This is a genomic window from Saccharibacillus sp. CPCC 101409 (genome assembly GCF_030518235.1).
GTDB lineage: Bacteria > Bacillota > Bacilli > Paenibacillales > Paenibacillaceae > Saccharibacillus.
Genome location: NZ_JAULSA010000003.1, coordinates 35,282 through 54,691, shown reverse-complemented (window position 1 = coordinate 54,691; position 19,410 = coordinate 35,282). Strand labels below are relative to the sequence as shown.

General features: G+C 47.8%; 18 protein-coding genes. 3 read left to right on the top strand and 15 right to left on the bottom strand.

The features are described 5' to 3' along the window. Positions 1 to 95 precede the first annotated feature (95 nt). Entirely contained in the window at positions 96 to 755 is a 660-nt protein-coding gene (locus tag QWJ34_RS08145; protein ID WP_302726816.1) for a YczE/YyaS/YitT family protein, read from the top strand. A gap of 101 nt (positions 756 to 856) precedes the next feature. On the opposite strand, the gene QWJ34_RS08140 is transcribed toward QWJ34_RS08145, so the two are convergent. Next, the gene (locus tag QWJ34_RS08140) at positions 857 to 2,347 is read right to left on the bottom strand and encodes an aldehyde dehydrogenase family protein (protein WP_302726814.1); all 1,491 of its coding nucleotides are present in this window, start codon (positions 2,345 to 2,347) and stop codon (positions 857 to 859) included. A 15-nt stretch (positions 2,348 to 2,362) separates the two neighbouring features. Further along, positions 2,363 to 3,448: a 5-methyltetrahydropteroyltriglutamate--homocysteine S-methyltransferase gene (locus tag QWJ34_RS08135; RefSeq protein ID WP_302726812.1), complete on the bottom strand. Its 1,086-nt coding sequence runs from the start codon at positions 3,446 to 3,448 to the stop codon at positions 2,363 to 2,365. A gap of 527 nt (positions 3,449 to 3,975) precedes the next feature. Here QWJ34_RS08135 and rsgA point away from each other — a divergent pair. Both rsgA and QWJ34_RS27090 read left to right on the top strand, forming a co-directional pair. Next, entirely contained in the window at positions 3,976 to 5,013 is a 1,038-nt protein-coding gene (rsgA, locus tag QWJ34_RS08130) for a ribosome small subunit-dependent GTPase A (RefSeq protein WP_302726811.1), read from the top strand. Between the two features lie 486 nt (positions 5,014 to 5,499). After that, positions 5,500 to 6,027, top strand: coding sequence for a phosphotransferase (locus QWJ34_RS27090; RefSeq protein WP_368046370.1), 528 nt, complete (start codon positions 5,500 to 5,502; stop codon positions 6,025 to 6,027). A 141-nt stretch (positions 6,028 to 6,168) separates the two neighbouring features. Here QWJ34_RS27090 and QWJ34_RS08120 read toward each other — a convergent pair whose 3' ends face one another. The 13 genes from QWJ34_RS08120 to QWJ34_RS08060 all read right to left on the bottom strand — a co-directional run bounded on the left by QWJ34_RS08120 (position 6,169) and on the right by QWJ34_RS08060 (position 19,162). Then, positions 6,169 to 8,079, bottom strand: a complete 1,911-nt coding sequence (locus QWJ34_RS08120; RefSeq protein ID WP_302726809.1) for an RNA-binding domain-containing protein — start codon at positions 8,077 to 8,079, stop codon at positions 6,169 to 6,171. A gap of 271 nt (positions 8,080 to 8,350) precedes the next feature. Then, entirely contained in the window at positions 8,351 to 10,090 is a 1,740-nt protein-coding gene (locus tag QWJ34_RS08115) for an ABC-F family ATP-binding cassette domain-containing protein (RefSeq protein ID WP_302726808.1), read from the bottom strand. A gap of 154 nt (positions 10,091 to 10,244) precedes the next feature. After that, the gene (locus QWJ34_RS08110) at positions 10,245 to 10,655 is read right to left on the bottom strand and encodes a DUF6157 family protein (RefSeq protein WP_302726806.1); all 411 of its coding nucleotides are present in this window, start codon (positions 10,653 to 10,655) and stop codon (positions 10,245 to 10,247) included. Positions 10,656 to 10,905: 250 nt separating this feature from the next. Beyond that, a complete protein-coding gene (locus tag QWJ34_RS08105; RefSeq protein WP_302726805.1) occupies positions 10,906 to 11,577 on the bottom strand; it encodes an MOSC domain-containing protein in 672 nt (223 codons plus the stop codon). A gap of 16 nt (positions 11,578 to 11,593) precedes the next feature. After that, positions 11,594 to 12,832 (bottom strand): MDR family MFS transporter, encoded by a 1,239-nt coding sequence (locus QWJ34_RS08100; protein WP_302726803.1) that lies wholly within the window; start codon positions 12,830 to 12,832, stop codon positions 11,594 to 11,596. A gap of 23 nt (positions 12,833 to 12,855) precedes the next feature. After that, positions 12,856 to 13,173 (bottom strand): YciI family protein, encoded by a 318-nt coding sequence (locus QWJ34_RS08095; protein WP_302726801.1) that lies wholly within the window; start codon positions 13,171 to 13,173, stop codon positions 12,856 to 12,858. Between the two features lie 47 nt (positions 13,174 to 13,220). Then, entirely contained in the window at positions 13,221 to 14,225 is a 1,005-nt protein-coding gene (locus QWJ34_RS08090; protein ID WP_302726799.1) for a radical SAM/SPASM domain-containing protein, read from the bottom strand. A 24-nt stretch (positions 14,226 to 14,249) separates the two neighbouring features. Then, complete coding sequence (locus tag QWJ34_RS08085) at positions 14,250 to 15,470, bottom strand: M16 family metallopeptidase (RefSeq protein WP_302726798.1); 1,221 nt, start codon at positions 15,468 to 15,470, stop codon at positions 14,250 to 14,252. A gap of 17 nt (positions 15,471 to 15,487) precedes the next feature. Further along, positions 15,488 to 16,738 (bottom strand): M16 family metallopeptidase, encoded by a 1,251-nt coding sequence (locus QWJ34_RS08080; protein WP_302726797.1) that lies wholly within the window; start codon positions 16,736 to 16,738, stop codon positions 15,488 to 15,490. Between the two features lie 52 nt (positions 16,739 to 16,790). Beyond that, the gene (locus QWJ34_RS08075) at positions 16,791 to 16,934 is read right to left on the bottom strand and encodes a hypothetical protein (protein WP_302726795.1); all 144 of its coding nucleotides are present in this window, start codon (positions 16,932 to 16,934) and stop codon (positions 16,791 to 16,793) included. Between the two features lie 24 nt (positions 16,935 to 16,958). Then, on the bottom strand, positions 16,959 to 17,246 hold the full coding sequence (locus QWJ34_RS08070) for a PqqD family protein (protein ID WP_302726793.1): 288 nt from the start codon (positions 17,244 to 17,246) through the stop codon (positions 16,959 to 16,961). A 15-nt stretch (positions 17,247 to 17,261) separates the two neighbouring features. Next, the gene (locus tag QWJ34_RS08065) at positions 17,262 to 18,296 is read right to left on the bottom strand and encodes a radical SAM/SPASM domain-containing protein (RefSeq protein WP_302726792.1); all 1,035 of its coding nucleotides are present in this window, start codon (positions 18,294 to 18,296) and stop codon (positions 17,262 to 17,264) included. A gap of 281 nt (positions 18,297 to 18,577) precedes the next feature. Next, a complete protein-coding gene (locus QWJ34_RS08060) occupies positions 18,578 to 19,162 on the bottom strand; it encodes a helix-turn-helix transcriptional regulator (protein ID WP_302726791.1) in 585 nt (194 codons plus the stop codon). Between the last annotated feature and the right edge of the window lie 248 nt (positions 19,163 to 19,410).

The window sequence follows — 19,410 nt, the reverse complement described above, 5'->3', positions numbered from 1 at the left end:
TGAAAAAACGACACTGTCCCGCTGTACAAACTATGCTATAATGACGGCGTTGTTTACGCTTGCATGTTTGGCAATCTGATCATAGGACGGTTGATATGAAGGGATTCTTCGGTACGCTAATCGATCCAAAACGCTTGATCCTTATGCTGATCGGCAATATTTTTTTGGGCATGGGCATCAGCATTTTCAAACTGTCCGGCCTGGGCAACGATCCGTTCAGCGGCATGGTGATGGCTCTCGCGGATACGAGCGGGATCGCGTATGCCCGGTTTCTGATCCTGCTCAACCTGTTTTTGTTCGTCGTGCAGCTGATCTGGGGACGCCGCTTTATCGGAGCCGGAACGATTGTGAACGCTGTATTGCTCGGTTACTTCGTGACTTTCTTTTACGATATCTGGATCGATGCGCTTGGCGAGCCTCAACTTCTGTGGCAGCGCGTGGTGACGGTCGCGATCGGCGTCGTCATATGCAGCTTCGGCGTATCCCTGTATCAGACCTCCAACGTCGGCATCGCGCCTTACGACTGTCTGTCGCTGCTCATGAGGGATACTTTTCCGCGAGTCGGCTACTTCTGGCACCGCATGTTTACCGACGCTTGTTGCGCGCTGGTCTGCTTTTTGTTCGGCGGCATTATCGGGCTGGGGACGCTGGTGTGCATGTTCGGGCTGGGACCGATCATTCATTTCTTCAATGTATATGTCAGCGAAAAATGGTTGGCTAAAAAATGGTCGAACGCGAAGGCGGTAAGTCCGTGAAAAAACGCCTTGTCCGCCGATTCTCGGGAATCAGCAGGCAAGGCGCAGCGTTAGCCTATTTTTTCGCAATCCCAAAAGGATCTTGAATGAAAAGTATCGAGTTACTCCGGGATATAAGGCAGATCCAGCATCTTCGGCACATTAATCACATGCTGCTCCGTATACGTGCGGATGCCTTCTGTGCCGTATTCGCGGCCGATACCGGATTGTTTGAAACCGCCGAACGGGAAACGAACGTCCAGTCCTTGCACCGCAGCCGTATTGATCATGGTCGTTCCGGCTTCGAGTTGACGCGCTACGGCAATCGCTTCTTTTTCCGCTCCCCATACCGAACTCGTCAATCCGTAGATACTTTCATTGTGAAGCGTGATGACCTGATCTTCGTCGTCAAAAGGCAGAATCGGAACCGTAGGGCCGAACTGTTCTTCCACGACGATACGGTCATGCGCATCGCAGCCCAATACCAGGGTCGGCTGCAGGTAATAGCCTTCGTCGAACCTTTTCTGATCCAGAATTCGGCCGAGCGAAATGACTTTGGCTCCGCGTTGCTTCGCGTCTTCGACCAAGCCCAGCACGTACTCTTTTTGCTTCAGGTTATTCACCGGACCTACCGTCGTATCGGCATCGAAAGGATCGCCGATCCGTATCCAACGGTTGGCCGCCTCGATATATTTTTCCACAAACGCGTCATAGATCGAACGGTGGACATACACGCGTTTGGCGATCATGCAGATCTGGCCCGTCGTCAAGAAGTTGGACACGACAATCCGGCGCATCGCGCGTTCATCATTCACGTCAAAGCTCTCCAGGAAAATCGCCGCGTCATTGCCGCCAAGTTCCAGCGTCATGTCTTTGATGGTGTCCGAAGCCGCCCGGATAATATGCTTGGCCGTTGCCGTTCCGCCCGTAAAAGCAATCTTCGTCACATGAGGATTCGTCGTCAGCTCAACGCCCACGTCCGCATCGCCGTGCACCACGTTGATGACGCCGGCCGGGAACTCGCTCGCGATGATCTCCGCCACCTTTGCCGCCGCCAGCGGCGCGTACGGACTCGGTTTCAGCACGATCGTATTCCCCGCAAGCAGGGCAGGAGCGATCTTGATCGTCGACAGCGCAATCGGATAGTTCCACGGGCTGATTGCCGCCACCACGCCGATCGGATCGTAAGACAGAATCGTTTTTCCATGATCATGCTCGGTAACCTGCTCCTCAAGAGCCGCTGCCGCTTCGTTGCAAGCAAACTCCATCCACATCAACGAGACGTAAATCTCCCCGTGCGCATCATATAAAGGCTTGCCGTGTTCTCGGGACAGCAAATGCACGATCTCGTTTTCCGCCGCCCGGATCTTCTCGATCGCTTTGCGCATTCTCGTCACGCGTTCTTCGATATCGGTTTTTTTCCACGTTTTAAAAGCTTCCGCCGCCGCTTCGATCGCTTCGACGGCTTGTTCTTTGGTCGTGACCGGGAAATAGCCGACGATCTCCGTAGGGTTGGCCGGGTTTTCTTTGGACGACTGGGAAAGGGACTTCACGTTCCGGCCGTTAATCAACGCTTCGACGGTCACGGCTTCTTGGTTGGCTTGAATAGTCATAAGATATCCCCTCTCTTAAACCCACACTTCGTCTGCAATTTCTTTGACATAGCGAAGCTTGCGCCATTGTTGCTCTTCCGTCAAAATATTGCCTTCTTCCGTGGACGAAAATCCGCACTGCGGGCTGAGGCAAAGCTGTTCGAGAGGGACATATGTCGCCGCTTCGGCGATCCGGGCTTTGATTTGCTCTTTATCCTCCAGCTCGCCTGTTTTGGATGTCAGCAGACCGAGCACGATCTTCAAATCTTTGCGATTAACGTGCTTCAACGATTCGAAACTGCCCGAACGCTCGTCGTCGAATTCCAGGAACAGTCCGTCCACGTCCAAGCCGCCGAAGATCACCTCGGAAGCGTAATCGTAACCGCCCGTGGAAAAATAGTTCGATTTATAGTTACCGCGGCAAATATGCATCGTGACGACCAGATCGGCCGGTTTGTGCGCCAACGATTCGTTAATCATGCGCTGCATCGTTTGCAGCTCTTCCGCCGGTTCCAGACCTTTGGCGCGCAGCTTGTCGTGACCGGCGTCCGAGAACAGATCCGCCCAGGCGGTATCGTCCAATTGCAGGTAGCGGCAGCCCGCGTCGTAGAAAGCTTGGATCGCTTTTTGATACGCCGCGATCGTGTCCTGAAGGAACTGCTCGCGATCCGTGTAGACGTTAGCGCCGTTTTCCAAGCGATACAACAGCATATTCGGACTCGGAATGGTCTGTTTCGCTACCGTATCGCCCGCATGCTGCTGCACGAATTTGAAGTCTTCCACGAAAGGATGCGTCGAGAAATCGACTTTGCCGACCACGCGGATTCCGCCTTTGCGCGTCTGCATATTGTGGAACTGCGGACCGTCGATCTGCTGCAACAACTCGACGCCGTCCAGACCGCCCAGGAAGTCAAAATGCCACCAGCTTCTGCGCAGTTCGCCGTCCGTCACCCCGAGCACGCCGTTTTCTTTCTGCTTTTCGATGATGCGGATGATCTCCTGATCTTCCACCGCTCTCAATTCTTCATGCGTGATACTGCCCGATTTATACTGTTCGCGCGCCTGAGTCAAGTTCGCAGGGCGTAAAAAACTGCCTACATGGTCGTGTCTGAAAGGGATCATATCGGTTGCTCCTTCTGGATTTTGGTTCTAATGAGTATACCACAACCGAGCAGGATTCCGGTCATACGAAAAAAGCATGTCTAGTCATATGGTTGAGTGATAGCCGGGAATCCGGCCGCGATCCGGTCGCCCAAAGTCCCGGGCACGCCCGTCACCAGAACGGTTTTGAGACGAACAGGCATTGCTCTTTTCCGGGGAAAAGAGTACGTTATAAACAGCTTGGGTCCAAGTCGGAGCCAGGCGAGTTCCTGTAACGCGAAAGGAGAGGATTATAATGGCAGCTACTTATCAGGTGGTTTCTTCTTAAAACCGCATAGCCGGCATAAGCGAAAAAGCACGGACCGCGTCCGTTTTATTTGCTGTGCCCTCTCCAGTACCCTTTCGTGAATATTGCTGTTTGCGGGATACGATACAAGGTCGTATCTTTTTGGCGTTTTTATGCCGCGCGGCAGCAGCTTCTTCAGAGGCTGCTTGCCCGCGGCATTTTTGCGTCCAAAAACAACATTAAAGGAGCTAACCACACAACCATGACGGATTTAAAAACATACGGATACATCGAAACAAAAGCCGTACCTGAAGGACTGCTTCCCGGCAGGGTGACCGAGCTTCGACGGGAAATTTTCACCATCGCGACCGAGCGCGGCGAAGTTACGGCGGCGCTCAAAGGCACGTTCTATCACCGTGCGGAAACGCGCGCGGACTTTCCGTGCGTCGGCGATTTCGTGCATCTTCGTTATAACGAACACGGATCTTCCCGGATCGTCGAGGTCCTGCCCCGGCGGTCCAAATTCTCGCGCGCCGATTACTCCGGGCATGCCGTGGGCTACGCCAAAACGCTGCTGGAACAGGTGGTCGCGACCAACTTCGATTACGTGTTCATTCTGTCTTCCCTGAACCGGGATCTCAGCGCGGCCCGCATCCTGCGGTATGTAACGCAGGCCGAGCGGAGCGGCGGCCGTCCGGTTGTGCTTCTGTCCAAAGCCGATCTGGTGCAAGATTACAGTCTCCCGCTGGGGGAAGTGACGCAAAGTATTCCCGGGGTGCCGGTCCATGTCATCTCCAGTCATTCGGGCCTGGGACTGAGCGAACTCTCTCCTTATCTGGCGCCCGGCAAAACCGTCGTGTTCCTCGGCATGTCCGGCGTCGGCAAATCGTCCCTGCTCAACGCCCTGATGCGCCAGGATGTCATGAAAGTGCAGGATATCCGGGAAAACGACAGCCGCGGCCGGCATACGACGACGCACCGCCAGCTGTTCATGCTTCCTTCCGGCGCGATGGTCATCGATACGCCGGGTATGCGCGAACTCGGGCTTTTCGACGCCGAAGACAGCATAAGCGCAAGCTTTGCCGATGTGGAAGCTCTGTTTGCCCGGTGCCGCTTCGCGGACTGCCGACACCGGACCGAACCGGGCTGCGCCGTTCGCGCCGCGCTTGCCGACGGTTCGCTGCCGAATGAACGGTGGGAGCGTTATCTGGCCCAGCGGCAGGAGAGCGAATACGTCCGGAACAAAACGGCGGCCGGCCCGAACAAACAAGCGAAGAAAAACGGAGGAAAACGAAAATGAACACGAATCCCGAAACGCTGCGCGACGTCTTGAGCCGGCAGTTTAAGAAAGACGTGATCGCCGCCGACTGCCAGACCGTACCTTTGCAGGGCGGAACCGTAGCGAGCGTGCACCTGTTAACCGGCACGGCCGAAACGGCGGATAGCGAAAGATTGCTTTATCGGCTGGTACTGAAAACGCAAAAGAAATGGGAACGCTATGGCGATCCGGAGTCTTGGCGGCGCGAATACGACCTGTATGCGTCCGGCCTGGAAGAAACGTTTGGGGACGATTTACGCTGGCCGATCTGCTATCGTGCCGAGATGAACGCCGAAGAAAACGAATTTCACCTGTGGCTGGAATACATCGACGGCGCAGCCGGTGCGGAGCTGACGGTATCCATGTACGAGCATGCCGCGTTGGCGTGGGGACGTTATCAGGGCAGGCTGTATTGCGGAGCGGCCCGACGTTTTGCGAAGCCTGACCAACCTGAGTTCGACGGATTTTATGAAAAAAAACGATGCGCATTATCGCTCCTGGCCGGCCGGCCGCGATTATATCCGCTCGGACGCGTGCGAATTTCCGCAGCGCCTGAAAGACATGCTGATCGAAATCGACGAACGTTCGGACGAGATCTTTGCCCGGATCGAAAGCCTGCCGCTCGTGCTGTGCCATCGCGACTTCTGGTCGGCCAACCTGATCCATGCGGGCGGCACAATCGCGCTCATCGACTGGGATACGGCCGGATGGGGCCGCGCGGGCGAGGATCTCGCCAGCCTGATCGCGGACGAGACGGACCCCGAGCATATGGTCGAATACTACCGGAGATGCGTTCCCGCGTATCACAAAGGTTTTTCGGAAGAAGCACAGATTCCTTATATCGAAGATCACTGCGTGTACGAGATGATTCTTCTGGTATTCGGTTATCGGCTTGTGGGAAGCTATCTCCGGGCGGAGGACGACCGGGGTAAGAAAAATGCGGTTCGGGCGCTCGAAAAAATTCATGAAATGAAAAGTGTCGGGAGCAAAAGCTGAATTTGGGGGAAGGCGGCTGGAATTAACACCAGAACAACCATTCAAAGGAGGAACTTCAGGCGAAGTTCCTCCTTTTTTTAATACAAAGTATTTACCATGCTCGAAACAGCTTACTTTTACGTGTTAGGCAAGCTATCGGAATCAACTTTCTTCTGCAGGTACAGCATAAACCCAAGCACTATTTTTTTTGTCATAAATTCTAATCAATCTCTGTTCTCGCACAAGCTTCATCAGGTAATGATTATATATTGTAGCCTCCCCTCTATTAATGAGCGTCGCAATTGTCCGAATATCAAGAGCTCTGACCTTACATAATTCCAGAATGACCCCCATCATTTCAGAACCGGTGACTCTTTTTCTCGTGTTAACTCTGATAGCGATAGATTGCAGCATTGAATCTTCCGATACATAATGTTGAGTTGGTTCTTCCGTATGTTGAACTGATTCGCCGTTATGTTGGGTTGAGTCCTCCTTATGTTGAACTCGTTCATTATTATGTGGGGTTAGATCCTCATTATGTTGAATTAATTCGTCGTTATGTTGGACTATATCTTCACTATGTTGAATTTGCACCTTAAACAGATCAGATAATACGTAACTCATCCATCTACTTTTGCCTTGAGGCAGCAGCAGCCCTTGTTCCACCAAGAAAGAAAGGAGTTTATTCAATTTTTGCGAGTTTTGATCGAGTAGAACTTGAAGCCGTTTATTCGTGACTGATTTTTCTTGATGAGCGGTAACTAGAGCCAATATATGTTCCTTTTCCAGAGATTCATAGCGTTCTTTTAAACGGCTTTTTAAGAAGCTTACACTCTCTTCAGGCAATAAGGACATGCTAAGCAAAATCAGAGTTGTTCTGTCAGGTTGAACTTCTTCTTTGATCTCAGGAATTCGCCAATGCTGTTCATTCCACGCTTGGACAATTGCAGGTATTCCTGAACCGGCACGTTCACCTAAACCGATTAACGAAAACATTTTAAATAAGCTGGCGTTTCTCGGATCGCTTACCCCACCTTCCATAGCCTGTCTAACTGAAACCCGCATGCTTCCTGGATTGGAAAACTGAAAGCTTGTCGGATATTTTTCAATTACAATTCCTCTATCCCCATAGAAATCAGCATGCAGCAGTGTATTTGCCAATGCTTCACGCAGAGCTATGTGTACATTCGTATCCTGTTGTCGCAGCAAATCAACTGTACGGAAAGGAATATTCAAATCTTCGGTTAGACGATTAATCACTTTGAAAAAGAACTCATAAATATTCCCTGCCCAAGTACCGTCATTAGAAACAATTCGATGAGACCATCGATTAGAGGCTTCATTTCTAGAATATTCTCGGTAATCCAAAAAGTATTGAGGAAATTCGTCGGTAATTGCCCGCTCTTTGCCAAACATGAGTAGCCCCGCTGCTGTTAGTCCCTCTTTTTTACTCTGGCGATTTCTCCCCCATGCTCCAATCTCAATCAGAAAATTTGGAATTTTCTTAGCGAGAAAAGGATGATGAGGTTTTAAAGCTGCTAAACGTGAAGGGTAGCCATTTACAGATTCAATATCAAGATCTTCGATTGTAAAATCTTCAAGGATCTTGCGATCTTGAGTTTCATCGGACTGATCGGCAAGCATAGCCCGCACTTCACGTTCCGTACATTTATAATCACCTTCATAATTCCGCTTATAAGAGCCTGTTAGCGGGCTAAAACCAATATAAATAGGCTTTTCATCTCGATAAGCACGACGAACTGAAATTTTTATAATCTTCTTTTGACTATATTCCAAAACCTGAACATCGTCTTCAGTAAGAATATTCCGACTGATCTTTTGTGAATTATTCAGAGTACTCCAAAGATTTTTTAGAAGCTGATCTACATCGATCTCTACTACCGTTAAAGCATCTCCCTTTTCTTCAATTCCTAATATAATGACGCCACCGTTCGTATTTGCAAAAGAAGAATAGGTATCCCACACATTTTTAGGAAGGCCACCACCCGCACCCTTAAATTCAATCTCCTGGTTTTCTCCGATTTCTAGCAAAGCATGAATATCATTCTCCATCAGCTATTCCTCCGTAGTTAAGCGTGTTGACTTTATTTAAATACAGTACACCCTATTACTCTATCAGCGAATTTTTGGTTAGTAATGGAATAAAACAAAAGTCCCCTATAATATAAGGGCTGTTGTCTTAATAAATTATAACAGCCCATACTGAATTCAATAAGCATACAAGAAAAAGACACTGAGAGTTTTATGCTCAGTGTCTTTTTTGATCTTGTTTGGCCTTTTGCCGCCGTTATCATGCTGTTGTCGTCGATCGTCCGCCTGTCGTCTAAAGCAGCTTGATGATCTCTTCCAGCTCGTCGACCAGACCTTTTGCCGTTTCAAAGTCCGTATTTTTCAAAGCCAGTTCGATCTGCATTTCAACGGCTTTTTTCTTCTGTTCGTTTTCCAGATAGTCTTTATCGAAATGGCTGGCGTAGATCATTTGTCTGAATTTGCGCATGCTCATTTTTCGAATCGTTTTGTCGTCGATGATTAGCACGTAATCCATACCGTTCACCACCGAATAGAAATCGTGGGAAATCATGAGGATCGCGCCTTTGTAGTCTTGAATAGCTTTCTCCAGCGCGATCTGCGTATACAGGTCCAAATGACTGGTCGGTTCGTCCAGAAGCAGCAGATCGGCCTGACTGCCCGCGACTTTGGCCAACTGCAGCATATTTTTCTCGCCGCCGGATAACGATCCGATCTTCTGCTCCAGGATCTCGCCTTCGAAGCCGTAATTTGCCAGATGCGCCCGGATCTCATCGTACGTGTTGAACCCGGCGTCGATGAATTCGCTCAGGATCGTATTGGAATCGGTGAGCGTTTCGCCTTGAAGCTGCGATAAATAAGTCACTTTCGTATCCGCGTTGATGGCGATAGAGTCACGGTTGTTTTTGAAAATATCGCGGAGCAACGTCGTTTTCCCCGTGCCGTTCGGGCCGATGATCGCGACTTTATCCGTAGATCCGAGCTCGAAATTCACATCGCGCAGAAGCAGTTCGTCGAAGGCGGCGCTGTAGTTCTCCACTTTTACCACGATGCGGTCTTCCGCTTCATGATCCATGTCAAAACGAATATTCGGCTGCTTGATCGCGACAAACGGCGCTTTGATCCGGCGGGCTTCCAGTCTTTCCTGGAACTTCACCCGGGCTTTGAGCGCACGGCCTTTGGACGGATCCGCCACGTTCGTTGCGAGCTCTCTCAGGTTGTCGATGAGGTGATCGTAGCGCTCGATTTCTTCCGCTTCGCCGACCGCGATCTCCTGCAGCTCGATCTTGGTCTGGAGCAGCGAGAAGTTGTAATCGATATACCGCCCGTCGAATTCCTGGATCTCCGTGTTTTCGAGGTGGATGATCTTGTTGAAGCAGTGGTTCAGCAGATAGCGGTTGTGCGTGACGACCAGCAGCATGCCTTTGTGGGAATTGATGAGTTTCTTGAGCGCGTTGAGATTTTCAAAATCCAAAAACACATCCGGCTCGTCCATGATCAGCAGGTCCGGGCTGCCGAGCATTTCTTTCATCACTTGAATCAGCTTGAACTCCCCGCCGCTCAAAGCGGATATGCTAACGTCTTTGAGCTTCATCAGGTTGGCGAGATTGAGCTGCTTATGAATGATACTTTCGTAATCGTCCCCGCCGATCGCATCGAGTGCGTCCAGCGCCGATTGAACCTTGTCCATCAGCACATCCATATCCGAAGCGGTCGCCATCTCGGCATACAGTTCGTTGATTTCGTCCTGGATCTTGATAAAGTCTTCCGCGATATATTCAAAAACAGTCGTTTCCGCCGCTTTGTCCACCTGCGAGAACTGGCTGACGTATCCGATCTTGCAGTCCGGGTCGATCTCAAGCTTGCCTTCGAACAAATACTTTTCCGGGTCCGTCAGCATCTCGATCAGCGTGCTTTTCCCGCTTCCGCTGGTGCCGATGAACGCGCAGTGCTGACCTTCTTCGAGGATGAAAGAAATGCCGGTATAGAGTTCTTTTTGCGGGAAAGAGAAAGAGAGATTGTCTACTTTGATCATGGTGTTACCTTTCTTGAGCGCCGTGAAGGCGGGTATTGTGGGGTATAGGGCAGTGAGTGAAGTTAAGGCTGCCGGGTTTCAGAGTAACACTGATTGGGAGGGAGTACAAATGATTTGTAGAGGAAAGGCGAATCCATAGATTGCTCATAATAGTCTAGGCCCGATTGGAGCGCATCGCTTTGAGTTGTTTTAACTTTTTATCGCGGCTGAACGCTGCATAAGCCTCCGATTCGACCGCATACAAAGCCACCTTGCCGTCGGTGTCGTGATGAATGCCCCAGCCGTAACGCTTGCACAGCGAGGACGTGCGCAGACAGGGCTGTCCTTTGGCGAAAAAAGCTTCCCGCGCCGCTCCTTTCTGCTCTTCGGCAATTTCGCTCCGAATCGCATGCACCTCGAACAGCACATCTTCCTGCGTATACCGGTACGGGTGATCGGCGATCATCTCGTACTGGAGGACGGCTATGCTTTTGGATGCGCCTTTGGCTTTGGGGACTTCGGCTTGGGCTGCGGGACAGTCCTCGGCAACTGCGATAAACGTGTCGTAGTAGTTGTGGGTTTTCATGGGGGTTGCTCCTTTGCTTATTAGAGATATTTATCTACTCCATCTTTTTGAGATTTATTTAAAAAAATTCTGCCTATTGCACTTAAATTTTGTGAGGGCGTGTACGAAAACTCCGAAGAACGTAGATTTAGCTGAATTTTCGTTCCCGTTAAGGAAATATGACATAGAGGAGGACGAAAAGGTAGCTAAAGATGTACGTCGCTAAGTTTGCGTACAAGGCCTAAATTAAAAAATCTTTTTTCAGCTCGACTTACATACCATGAAGTCTATTTGACGAATCGTCGCGATGTCCTGCTAATCTCAATTTAAAAGTCGTTACGACACTCGGAGATAAGGCTTCCAACTTCAAAATGTTCATCAGCAATTCTTTGTTTGGAATATCCGTATAAAGAGCTTCATTAATTGCTTCAATAGAAATTGCGGCAGGGTGAGCATAAGAACGAACAACGGGACTTTCGATACTTACCCACCCTTCCTGAAGAACACGCATTAAAAACCCCGTTCGTCCCAGTTCTTGAAAAAGAACCGGGAGCCGCGGATAATTGAATTTTTTGGCCAGCTTATGACAAGGGGGGCGCGGTTGAGTCACCTCAAGCTTCGTATCGCCCCAATCGAAAATATCGCCAACATGCACTTCAGACTCTCTCATTCCTTGTACCGTAAGGTTTTCTCCGAATGAGCCGAAAGGAAGTTCCCGTTCCAATTCCCGTTCCCAATCCCGATAATATTCAACTGGATATGCACAAACGGCTTTATCCGATCCACCGTGTCTAATCTTATTGGCTTGTTCGTCGCCTTGAAAACCAAGAGCGGATAAAAACACTTGTTTTTTTGTCGACTTTTTCGTGATCGCGGATAAAACCTGTTTCCCTTCATATTCAAAACATTCGATTTTCCCGATATTCAATGAACAAATTTGCATGGTCTTTCCCCCTCTCTCATACAGCTTTATCGGTTCGGGGCACTTTTTGCATGGGATTTATTTCTTGATGTTGTGCGTTATGAATAAGATGATAAATGGTGAATCCGCAGATTATCAATAGAACGGAAATAACAGAGAACATCACACGACCTCCGAAATACTCGAATATGAGTCCGAAAAAGATCGGACCTATTATTCTTGGTATTTGCATATATAAGCCGAATACCGAGTTGTATCTCCCTCTCGTTCCTTCGGGCGAAATAATGGACACATATTTTTGCAGATGAATGATGCCTATAATCTCGCCTACGGTAAAGATCAATTCTATAGCAACCAATACGAGAAAAGAGGACGCCCATCCGTAACCTAAACTTACAGCAGCGAAAAGCAAACAACTGATCAAAATCATAGAATGAGATGATTTATTCCCGGTCTTCTTTGGAAGCCAAAGCATCAATAAAATAACCACAACAGAGTTAATCGTCATAAGTCCGGCGAAAACGGAAGAGGCATTAGCGAAGTTTGTTTTTAAATGTAAAGGAAGTGTAGTTTCTACTTGTGAATACAATAAGCCTATAGGCAACGCGAATAAAGTTAGACGATACAGCAATTTATGTTTCGCATACGGAAGCCGAATCGAATGAACCGAGGACTTATCGGATTGTAAAAGGTTTTGCGGGCGTGTTTCCGGAACTCTCCATCCAATCAGCAACGCAAAAAGCAAAAAAGATGCTGAACAAATGACAAAAACCACATTCTGATTCAACAGATATATGCCTAAACCCAGCAATGGTCCCAGTGCACCGCCGACATTGACCGCGCCGTGGATCAGTGCAAAAGCTCCCGCTCTTTTTTCTTCGGGAACGATATCGGAAATTTGAGCATTGGCTGCTGGCAGAAACATCGGCATTCCCATGCCTCCAAGAATAGAAATCAGAATCAACATCCACAAGGTGTCGGCAAATATAAAGCCAAGCATGGATATCGCCTGAATGGTTAACGATATAAGCATGACCGGCTTCCGTCCGTAACGGTCCGCCAGCCCCCCGCCCCAGAAACTAAGTACGATTCCTGCCAAAGGCTGAAGGCCGACAACCAGCAACGGCATCATCACAGTTCCGCCGAGTTTATCCGAAATATAAAAAACAAGGAAGGGCCGAATCATAAACGTCGTTAACGCGCACAACCCGGTTCCAATTACTCGAATCCATACTATAGGGTCTTGTCGTCTGAAATCAGAAAAAGCTGTTCGCATGAAAGAATCACCCTTTCTCCCATCTACTCGATAATGCCCATATGCCCATTACTTTCAAGCGACAATTCCCAAGTACGCAGTTCATAATTCTCTTTGCCTGAAAGGACATAAGGATCGCGCTCCGCGATTTGTACGGCTTCTTCTTTAGATGAAGCACGGATGATCACCATACCGCCGGCATAATCCGTAAACGGCCCGCATAATACCAATTTCCCTTCCTGATCAAGGCTCCGCAGATGATTTACATGGGCGCGAATAAGTTCAAGACTCATTTTTTCGTTTGTGGCATGGCTGAGCAAAATAACATAACGAATATCTTCGTCCCTGGTCACATAGTTCATTCTGATATTCTCCTTTTTCGAACAAAATGTAATTCATTATAAATGCTTTAATCCGCATGCAACCAGCAGTGCGAATCTTCGGCTAAATAATCATGGTACAATCCGTAAGCGACGCCTCGACAGCCTCCGCATTTTTCACGAATTCCGCATTGACCGCAATTCCCGCCCAAGTTGCTTCTGTCGCGCAATTGCTGGATGACCAAAGAGCTATCCCATATTTCTCGCAAAGCTTGTTCTTTAACGTTGCCTAAACGTACCGGAAGCATGACGCAAGGAGTGACCCAACCGTCCGCGGAAATATACCCCTGAGCCATGCCGGCCTGACATCCTTTAAAGCCTTCCTGGCAAGCTAATGAAGGATCTACCAATGCCATTTGGGCCAAATGGCTGCTGAATTTCATAAGACCTTTAAGTTGTTCCCTTTTATTCACCCATAATATCGCCAAAGACTTCCATTGTTCGGGAAGCAAGTCCATACTCTGACTTCCTCGGCCTACAGGTACAAACTGGGACAGGTTGAACAGATGCACGCCTTTCGCTAAAGCAAATTCAATAACTTGCTCAGTATGGTGAACATTTTGTTTATGAGGGGTAAAACAAAGATGAGTCTGCAGCCCGGCTTCCAAAGAAGCGTCAATGGCACGTTCCACACGGTTGAAAAGACCTTTCAACCCTCTTACTTCATCATGCGTACGTCCTATTCCGTCAAGGCTGATTTGAATGCGTTGAAGCCCGAATTTTTTTAATTTCTTCGCTTTTTCGAAATCCAACCACCAGCCGTTGGTTCCAAGGCCCACCTGCATACCATGATAGGCAGCACGTTCAATAATGGATCTGATATCCGATCGAAGCAAAGGCTCGCCGCCGGATAAAGCCAGGTCTATACACCCCATATCCGCCAACTCGTCAACCAATTTCAAAGCACGCTCCTCACTCAGTTCTCCTGGCAAACAAGTGCCTGAACTTGACGAGCAATGCACACAATGCGCATTACATAAATTAGTCACCGACCAAACCATATGTATGGGATAGCGAAACCACTCCTCCAACATTTGCAGCCCACTCCTTTTGATTTGTCATTCACGTATTTCGAAATACTCTTGATGATCAAATTGCCGTGCCGCTACGTCTCGAAGATCGCCAAGAGTAATTTGATCGATAAAGGATAGCAATTCGTCCAGAGTAACCATACGCCGATGTCGCATCCAAGCCTGAGCAATCGAGACTGCGCGACTGTGGGAAGATGAAGCATCTAGAGCCATTTGTGTTTTTACTTTTTGCTTTGCACGATTGTATTCACGCCATGTAATATTTCCGGCTGCTATCTGCCGCATTTCGTTTAGGATCTTTTCACGTACGGCATTCAATTGGTCTTTTTTGGCCAAGCCATATATTTTGAACAACCCTTTTCCACCGAACACAGAATACACGCAGGTAATTTGTTGTGCCAATCCGGACACGACTATTTCGTTATAGAATCTTGAACCGATATAGTTATCGTCGCCCAACAAAGTACATAACAAATGAACCGCGTAGTGATGTTTGTCTTCAAGCGGAGAAAGATTCCAAGCCCACACGGCATAACTCGGCTCCGTTTGTGCTTGTGCCAGATCTATTAACTGCGGTTTTACGGTCAAAGGCGGCTCGATCTCGATCGGAAGTCTGGTATTTTCCCAACTTCGTATCATTTGTAGGCAAGAATCTATGGTCTTGCTGCTTTTGATATTACCGGAAATAACCAATAAAATATTAGAGGGAATATAATTTAGTTTATGAAAATCCTCAAGACCCGCAATGTTCATTTTTGAAATTTCCTCATCGCTGCCTATTAATAGTTTTCCGAGTCGTCCTGGATATACGTGTTGATGAAGTCTGTGAGTAAGTCTGCTGCGCGCTTCTTCCGACTGTCTGGATAACTCTCGGCGAATAATCGCTTGCTCAAGGTTAAAATCTTTTGTTCGCAATAAAGGGTAACGAAGCATATCGATTAACACAGAAAACATAGACGGTAATTCTTCCGGAATCGAGCGGCTATAAAAACATGTATATTCCCACGTAGTAAAAGCATTGATATGGCCTGTCGTTTGAGCGAACGCGGAACCCATAGCTCCATCCGGATAATGTAGCGATCCTCGAAACAGCAAATGTTCCAGGGCATGCGCGATCCCTATCTGTTTGTCCGATTCCGATCTCGCTCCGCCCAGCACGAAAAAACTCGCCGTCGCGCTCACCATTGAAGGCATATCTTCCATCATTACATGCATACCGCTTGGAGATTTCCATTGCGTATAAGTCATAATGTCCTCCTAATGATTCAATGCCAACGTCGAGGTGGGAAAGGTCCTAAGGTCACGATCCCCATTTCCGTAGCGGGAACGATATTTTGCAAAGTGGATTGAATATCTTCCGAAGTCACTCTGCCTATCGCTTCTTTCATAGCCGCTAACGTTCCGGGATAGCCCGGATACCATAAAGCGGTCAATAAGGTATTCATTCTGGAAGCAGTGCTTTCCGATCTGAGAACCATATGTTTCAAAAGCTGATTTTTGGCGATTTTGACTTTTTCTTCGGGAAGCCCTTCTTTTTTTATTTTCTCAATTTCATCAATAATCACGCATGTAGCCCAGGGTACGAAGTCAGCTTCCGTCGCCAGATAAAAGGTTAAAAGGCCCGTATCTCTAAACGACATCAAGCTGCTTCGTACCTGATACGCCGCTCCTTTCTTTTGTCGAATTCGATCAAAAAGCTTTGAACCGTCCCCTCCGCCCATCGCTTGTGACAATACGGCAGATGCAAAGAAATCGTGATGCGCACACGATGCGCAGGGTACCCCGGCTGCCAAATGAACCAACTTTCCTTCTTGTTCGATAGCGTACACGCCCGATCGCCAAACAGAAAATTCTTCTGCGGGAACTTTTCTTGAACCTTGCGCCGTACCGATTTGATTAAGCTTGTCTAGCAATTTGTCCAATCTTTTTGCCGAAATGCCTCCGACTACGGCGACCACGCAATTACTCGGCACATATAAACGTTCGTAAGCGGTTTTTACCTTGGGCAAATTCAGCTTTATCATATCCTCGGCCGAACCTGCGGCTGATCGCCCGATTTTTTGTCCTCCAGCCATTTTCTCGCGCAACGCATCCATAATATACGTATTCGGTTCTCTCTGACGTTTATTCGAAAGCGACGTTATGTAATCCTTGCTGGCCGAAAAGGTCTCGAAACAGCAATCAAACTTCAAAATATCTTGCACAAAAAGTTCGAAGACCGATTCAAACTGATTGCAAAGCACTGTCGTCCAATGACGTGTCCACTCGATGTTAGAAGCTGTTTTCAAGTTTGCGCCAAAATCGGCCAAAATTTTTCGATCGTCTTTTTGTTTTGGTTCCCTTTGCCATATCCAATGCTCAAGAATTCGTGAACTGCCTATTTCATCATCCTCTTCGACTCTCGTACCTGCACCTGCAAGTAATCCGATAGATACCGTGCTTAAGCCAGGTAAGGGAAGATAAACAATTTCCAATCCGCTACTTAATCTGCGAGAGATTATTCCACTTCGATCCATCTGCTCCCCCTTGTAAAAAGAACCTCCGGCAGCGCCCGAGGCTCCTTTTTTGCTATATGACTCTCCAGGCGATTACAGACAATTCCCCTAAATCTACGACATCCAATTCTTGAATGGCTGCCAGTAAATCGGCGTCTTCCATTTCTTTCATATTATCTCGCGCGATATCCCACAACATTTCTTTGGTTACGTCCATTTGTTCACCCCCTTTCCGGAATGGTTAAGACGTTTGGAGCAGCCCGCGCTTCAGCAGCTTTTGAAGTAATTTCATAACTTCCATATGTCCTTGATCGCAATGCAAGGACGGAATCGCTTCTTCGACAAGTTCAGTAATCTCGGTAACCCGAGCCGGCTTCTCGCACAACTTCAATAATATATAAGCTAAGCGAGACAGCACATGGAGTTCGTCCGTTCCAGGGTTATACACTACATATTTGCAGTTCTCTTCCTTGCGCGTTGCAAGAGTTGACGAAAGCATCAGCATCGTATCCGCATTTATAGTTTGCATCCTATCCCTCTTTTCCTAAACTTGAACGAATTCAGGAACTATCCAACAATAAGGATCGCCCATTGAAGCATCGTTATGATAGGCTAACGCCGCAGAACGGCAGCCTCCGCATATAAATTTGTGCTCGCATGTGCCACAATTCCCTTCGTTTCGGGTCGTTCGGTCTCGAATGTTCTTCAGAACCGGCGAGTGACTCCAAATTTCCTGGAAGCTCTGTTCACGCAAATTTCCCGCGATCAACGGCAAAGTCACACATGGAGTAACGTCGCCACTCACCGTAATGCGAGCTGTAACATAGCCTGCACCGCATCCTATATATTGGGAGGCCTGCTCCGGAGGAAGCATTAACGCGACACGACAATCATGCCAATAGATTTTCAGTATTCCGGCATATTCTTGCTGCATAGAGATCCATTCCGCAATCACATCGCGGAGTTCATTCGGCGTAAGCGCCAAGATGCGTTCTCCTCTTCCCGTAGGAATGAACTCCGATAAGTTCACTCCATTCGCGCCGAGTCTGGCTGCCAGCTCTACAACTTTTCGTCCATCTCTAAAATTGATCCGGGTCGGCGTGTACCCTACGGTCACATTAATCCCGTGTTTCACTAATATTTGGATAGCCTTTACAGCTTTGTCGAAGAGTCCTTTGACTCCGCGTACCTGCTCATGCACTTCAGCTGTTGCTCCGTCAATGCTTACGCAAACCCCGGACACTCCGGACTGGATAATCCGATTACACATCTCGTCATCGATTATGGCGCCGTTGGTGCCGATCGATACCATCATCCCTTTGGACGTAGCGCGGGAAGCTATATCCATCCAGTCTGGACGCAATAACGCTTCTCCTCCGGAGAGTCCGAGAAGAAGAACCCCCGCTTCGGCTAATTGGTCGACTACCAAAAGAGCCTCGGCTGTATTCAGCTCGTTGGGATGCCGCCGACCCGCTCCCGAATAACAATGCACACAATTCGCGTTACATAGAAGCGTAATTTCCCAGACTAAGTAAAAAGGCGCCTTAAACTGATCTTGTATGGCTGCGATATTACTCATATTTCCCCCTCTTCACGTCCACAGGAATTTTTCTGCGATATGCACCTTAAAATTACCGCATACTGACAAAAATAAAATCGTACAATTGAGGTATCCTTCAAAAAATAGCCAAATGTTAGAAAACAAGGTTGTATTTCAGCAGATTTCTCCACGCAAAAAGACCTCATCTCACAATGAGGTCAGCTCCAAAAATCGAAATTTTCTTGATATACTGCAAAAAAGCGCATCTGTTAAATGCACCACGTTTATCGCGCGGCTTTTAACGTCAAATCCTCCGTTGCTTACTTGAGAAATTCGGCGAAAAAGAGCGCAACGGCTTCCTTTTGATTATGAACTTCGAGTTTACTTAAAAGATTGCGGATATGAGTCCGCACTGTAGTGTAAGCGATATGTAACTCTATAGCAATGTGCTGCGCCGTATAGCCCTTGGATAACAGGGCGAGTACTTTGATTTCTTGAGAAGTTAATTTTTTGATAAAAGGAAAAGCGGAAATTTGTTCAAGAGTAATCCAGATTAACCGTTTGTCATAGCTGCTGGCTCGCATATACTTTTGCAAAGGAAGCGAGACCGAATCGCTTTTAAAAAACACGGTGCGTGATCCGTTACAATTTTTCATATATTTGGCGGCACTCAGAACTTTACAGTTCTTACAAAGGCTTTTCCCGCTGCAATCGCTGAAAAGATCAAGAGAACGACAAGTTTTTCCAACCGTCTGTAGAGCAGGAATATCAAGCAGTTTGCCCAATTCAGCGCTCCAATACAAAACTTCCCCGTTCTCGTCGATAATGAAATAACAATCAGAAGTTTGTTTAATCCAATCTATTTCTTCAGCAGTACCGGCGAAAGGCGGTTTAAATTCAATCATCCCTTTAACCCCATCCCCAAATAGTAATCAGTGAAGTTTTTGGATTTATTTTAAAAATTAATGTTTTATTAACTTTTTTTATTTTTTATTATAGCACTACCTATTAGAGTGTCAACTATTTTCTCATAGCTATATTGAAGCCATAACAAAGTAAATAACTTTGCACGCTCCCGGCTATAACATTGTATTTCAAGCTTCTGAAGTAAGAGCGGGTACAATTCATTAAGCTTAAAACTTTATTCTTATTA

Coding starts and splice junctions, on each gene's coding strand:
- QWJ34_RS08120 (WP_302726809.1), bottom strand. CDS start 8,079: ATGGAGAATGATATTCATGCTTTGCTAGAAATCGGAGAAAACCAGGAG.
- QWJ34_RS08140 (WP_302726814.1), bottom strand. CDS start 2,347: ATGACTATTCAAGCCAACCAAGAAGCCGTGACCGTCGAAGCGTTGATT.
- rsgA (WP_302726811.1), top strand. CDS start 3,976: ATGACGGATTTAAAAACATACGGATACATCGAAACAAAAGCCGTACCT.
- QWJ34_RS08060 (WP_302726791.1), bottom strand. CDS start 19,162: ATGATTGAATTTAAACCGCCTTTCGCCGGTACTGCTGAAGAAATAGAT.
- QWJ34_RS08105 (WP_302726805.1), bottom strand. CDS start 11,577: ATGCAAATTTGTTCATTGAATATCGGGAAAATCGAATGTTTTGAATAT.
- QWJ34_RS08115 (WP_302726808.1), bottom strand. CDS start 10,090: ATGATCAAAGTAGACAATCTCTCTTTCTCTTTCCCGCAAAAAGAACTC.
- QWJ34_RS08065 (WP_302726792.1), bottom strand. CDS start 18,296: ATGAGTAATATCGCAGCCATACAAGATCAGTTTAAGGCGCCTTTTTAC.
- QWJ34_RS08080 (WP_302726797.1), bottom strand. CDS start 16,738: ATGGATCGAAGTGGAATAATCTCTCGCAGATTAAGTAGCGGATTGGAA.
- QWJ34_RS27090 (WP_368046370.1), top strand. CDS start 5,500: ATGAAAAAAAACGATGCGCATTATCGCTCCTGGCCGGCCGGCCGCGAT.
- QWJ34_RS08110 (WP_302726806.1), bottom strand. CDS start 10,655: ATGAAAACCCACAACTACTACGACACGTTTATCGCAGTTGCCGAGGAC.
- QWJ34_RS08075 (WP_302726795.1), bottom strand. CDS start 16,934: ATGGACGTAACCAAAGAAATGTTGTGGGATATCGCGCGAGATAATATG.
- QWJ34_RS08090 (WP_302726799.1), bottom strand. CDS start 14,225: ATGTTGGAGGAGTGGTTTCGCTATCCCATACATATGGTTTGGTCGGTG.
- QWJ34_RS08135 (WP_302726812.1), bottom strand. CDS start 3,448: ATGATCCCTTTCAGACACGACCATGTAGGCAGTTTTTTACGCCCTGCG.
- QWJ34_RS08085 (WP_302726798.1), bottom strand. CDS start 15,470: ATGACTTATACGCAATGGAAATCTCCAAGCGGTATGCATGTAATGATG.
- QWJ34_RS08100 (WP_302726803.1), bottom strand. CDS start 12,832: ATGCGAACAGCTTTTTCTGATTTCAGACGACAAGACCCTATAGTATGG.
- QWJ34_RS08145 (WP_302726816.1), top strand. CDS start 96: ATGAAGGGATTCTTCGGTACGCTAATCGATCCAAAACGCTTGATCCTT.
- QWJ34_RS08095 (WP_302726801.1), bottom strand. CDS start 13,173: ATGAACTATGTGACCAGGGACGAAGATATTCGTTATGTTATTTTGCTC.
- QWJ34_RS08070 (WP_302726793.1), bottom strand. CDS start 17,246: ATGCAAACTATAAATGCGGATACGATGCTGATGCTTTCGTCAACTCTT.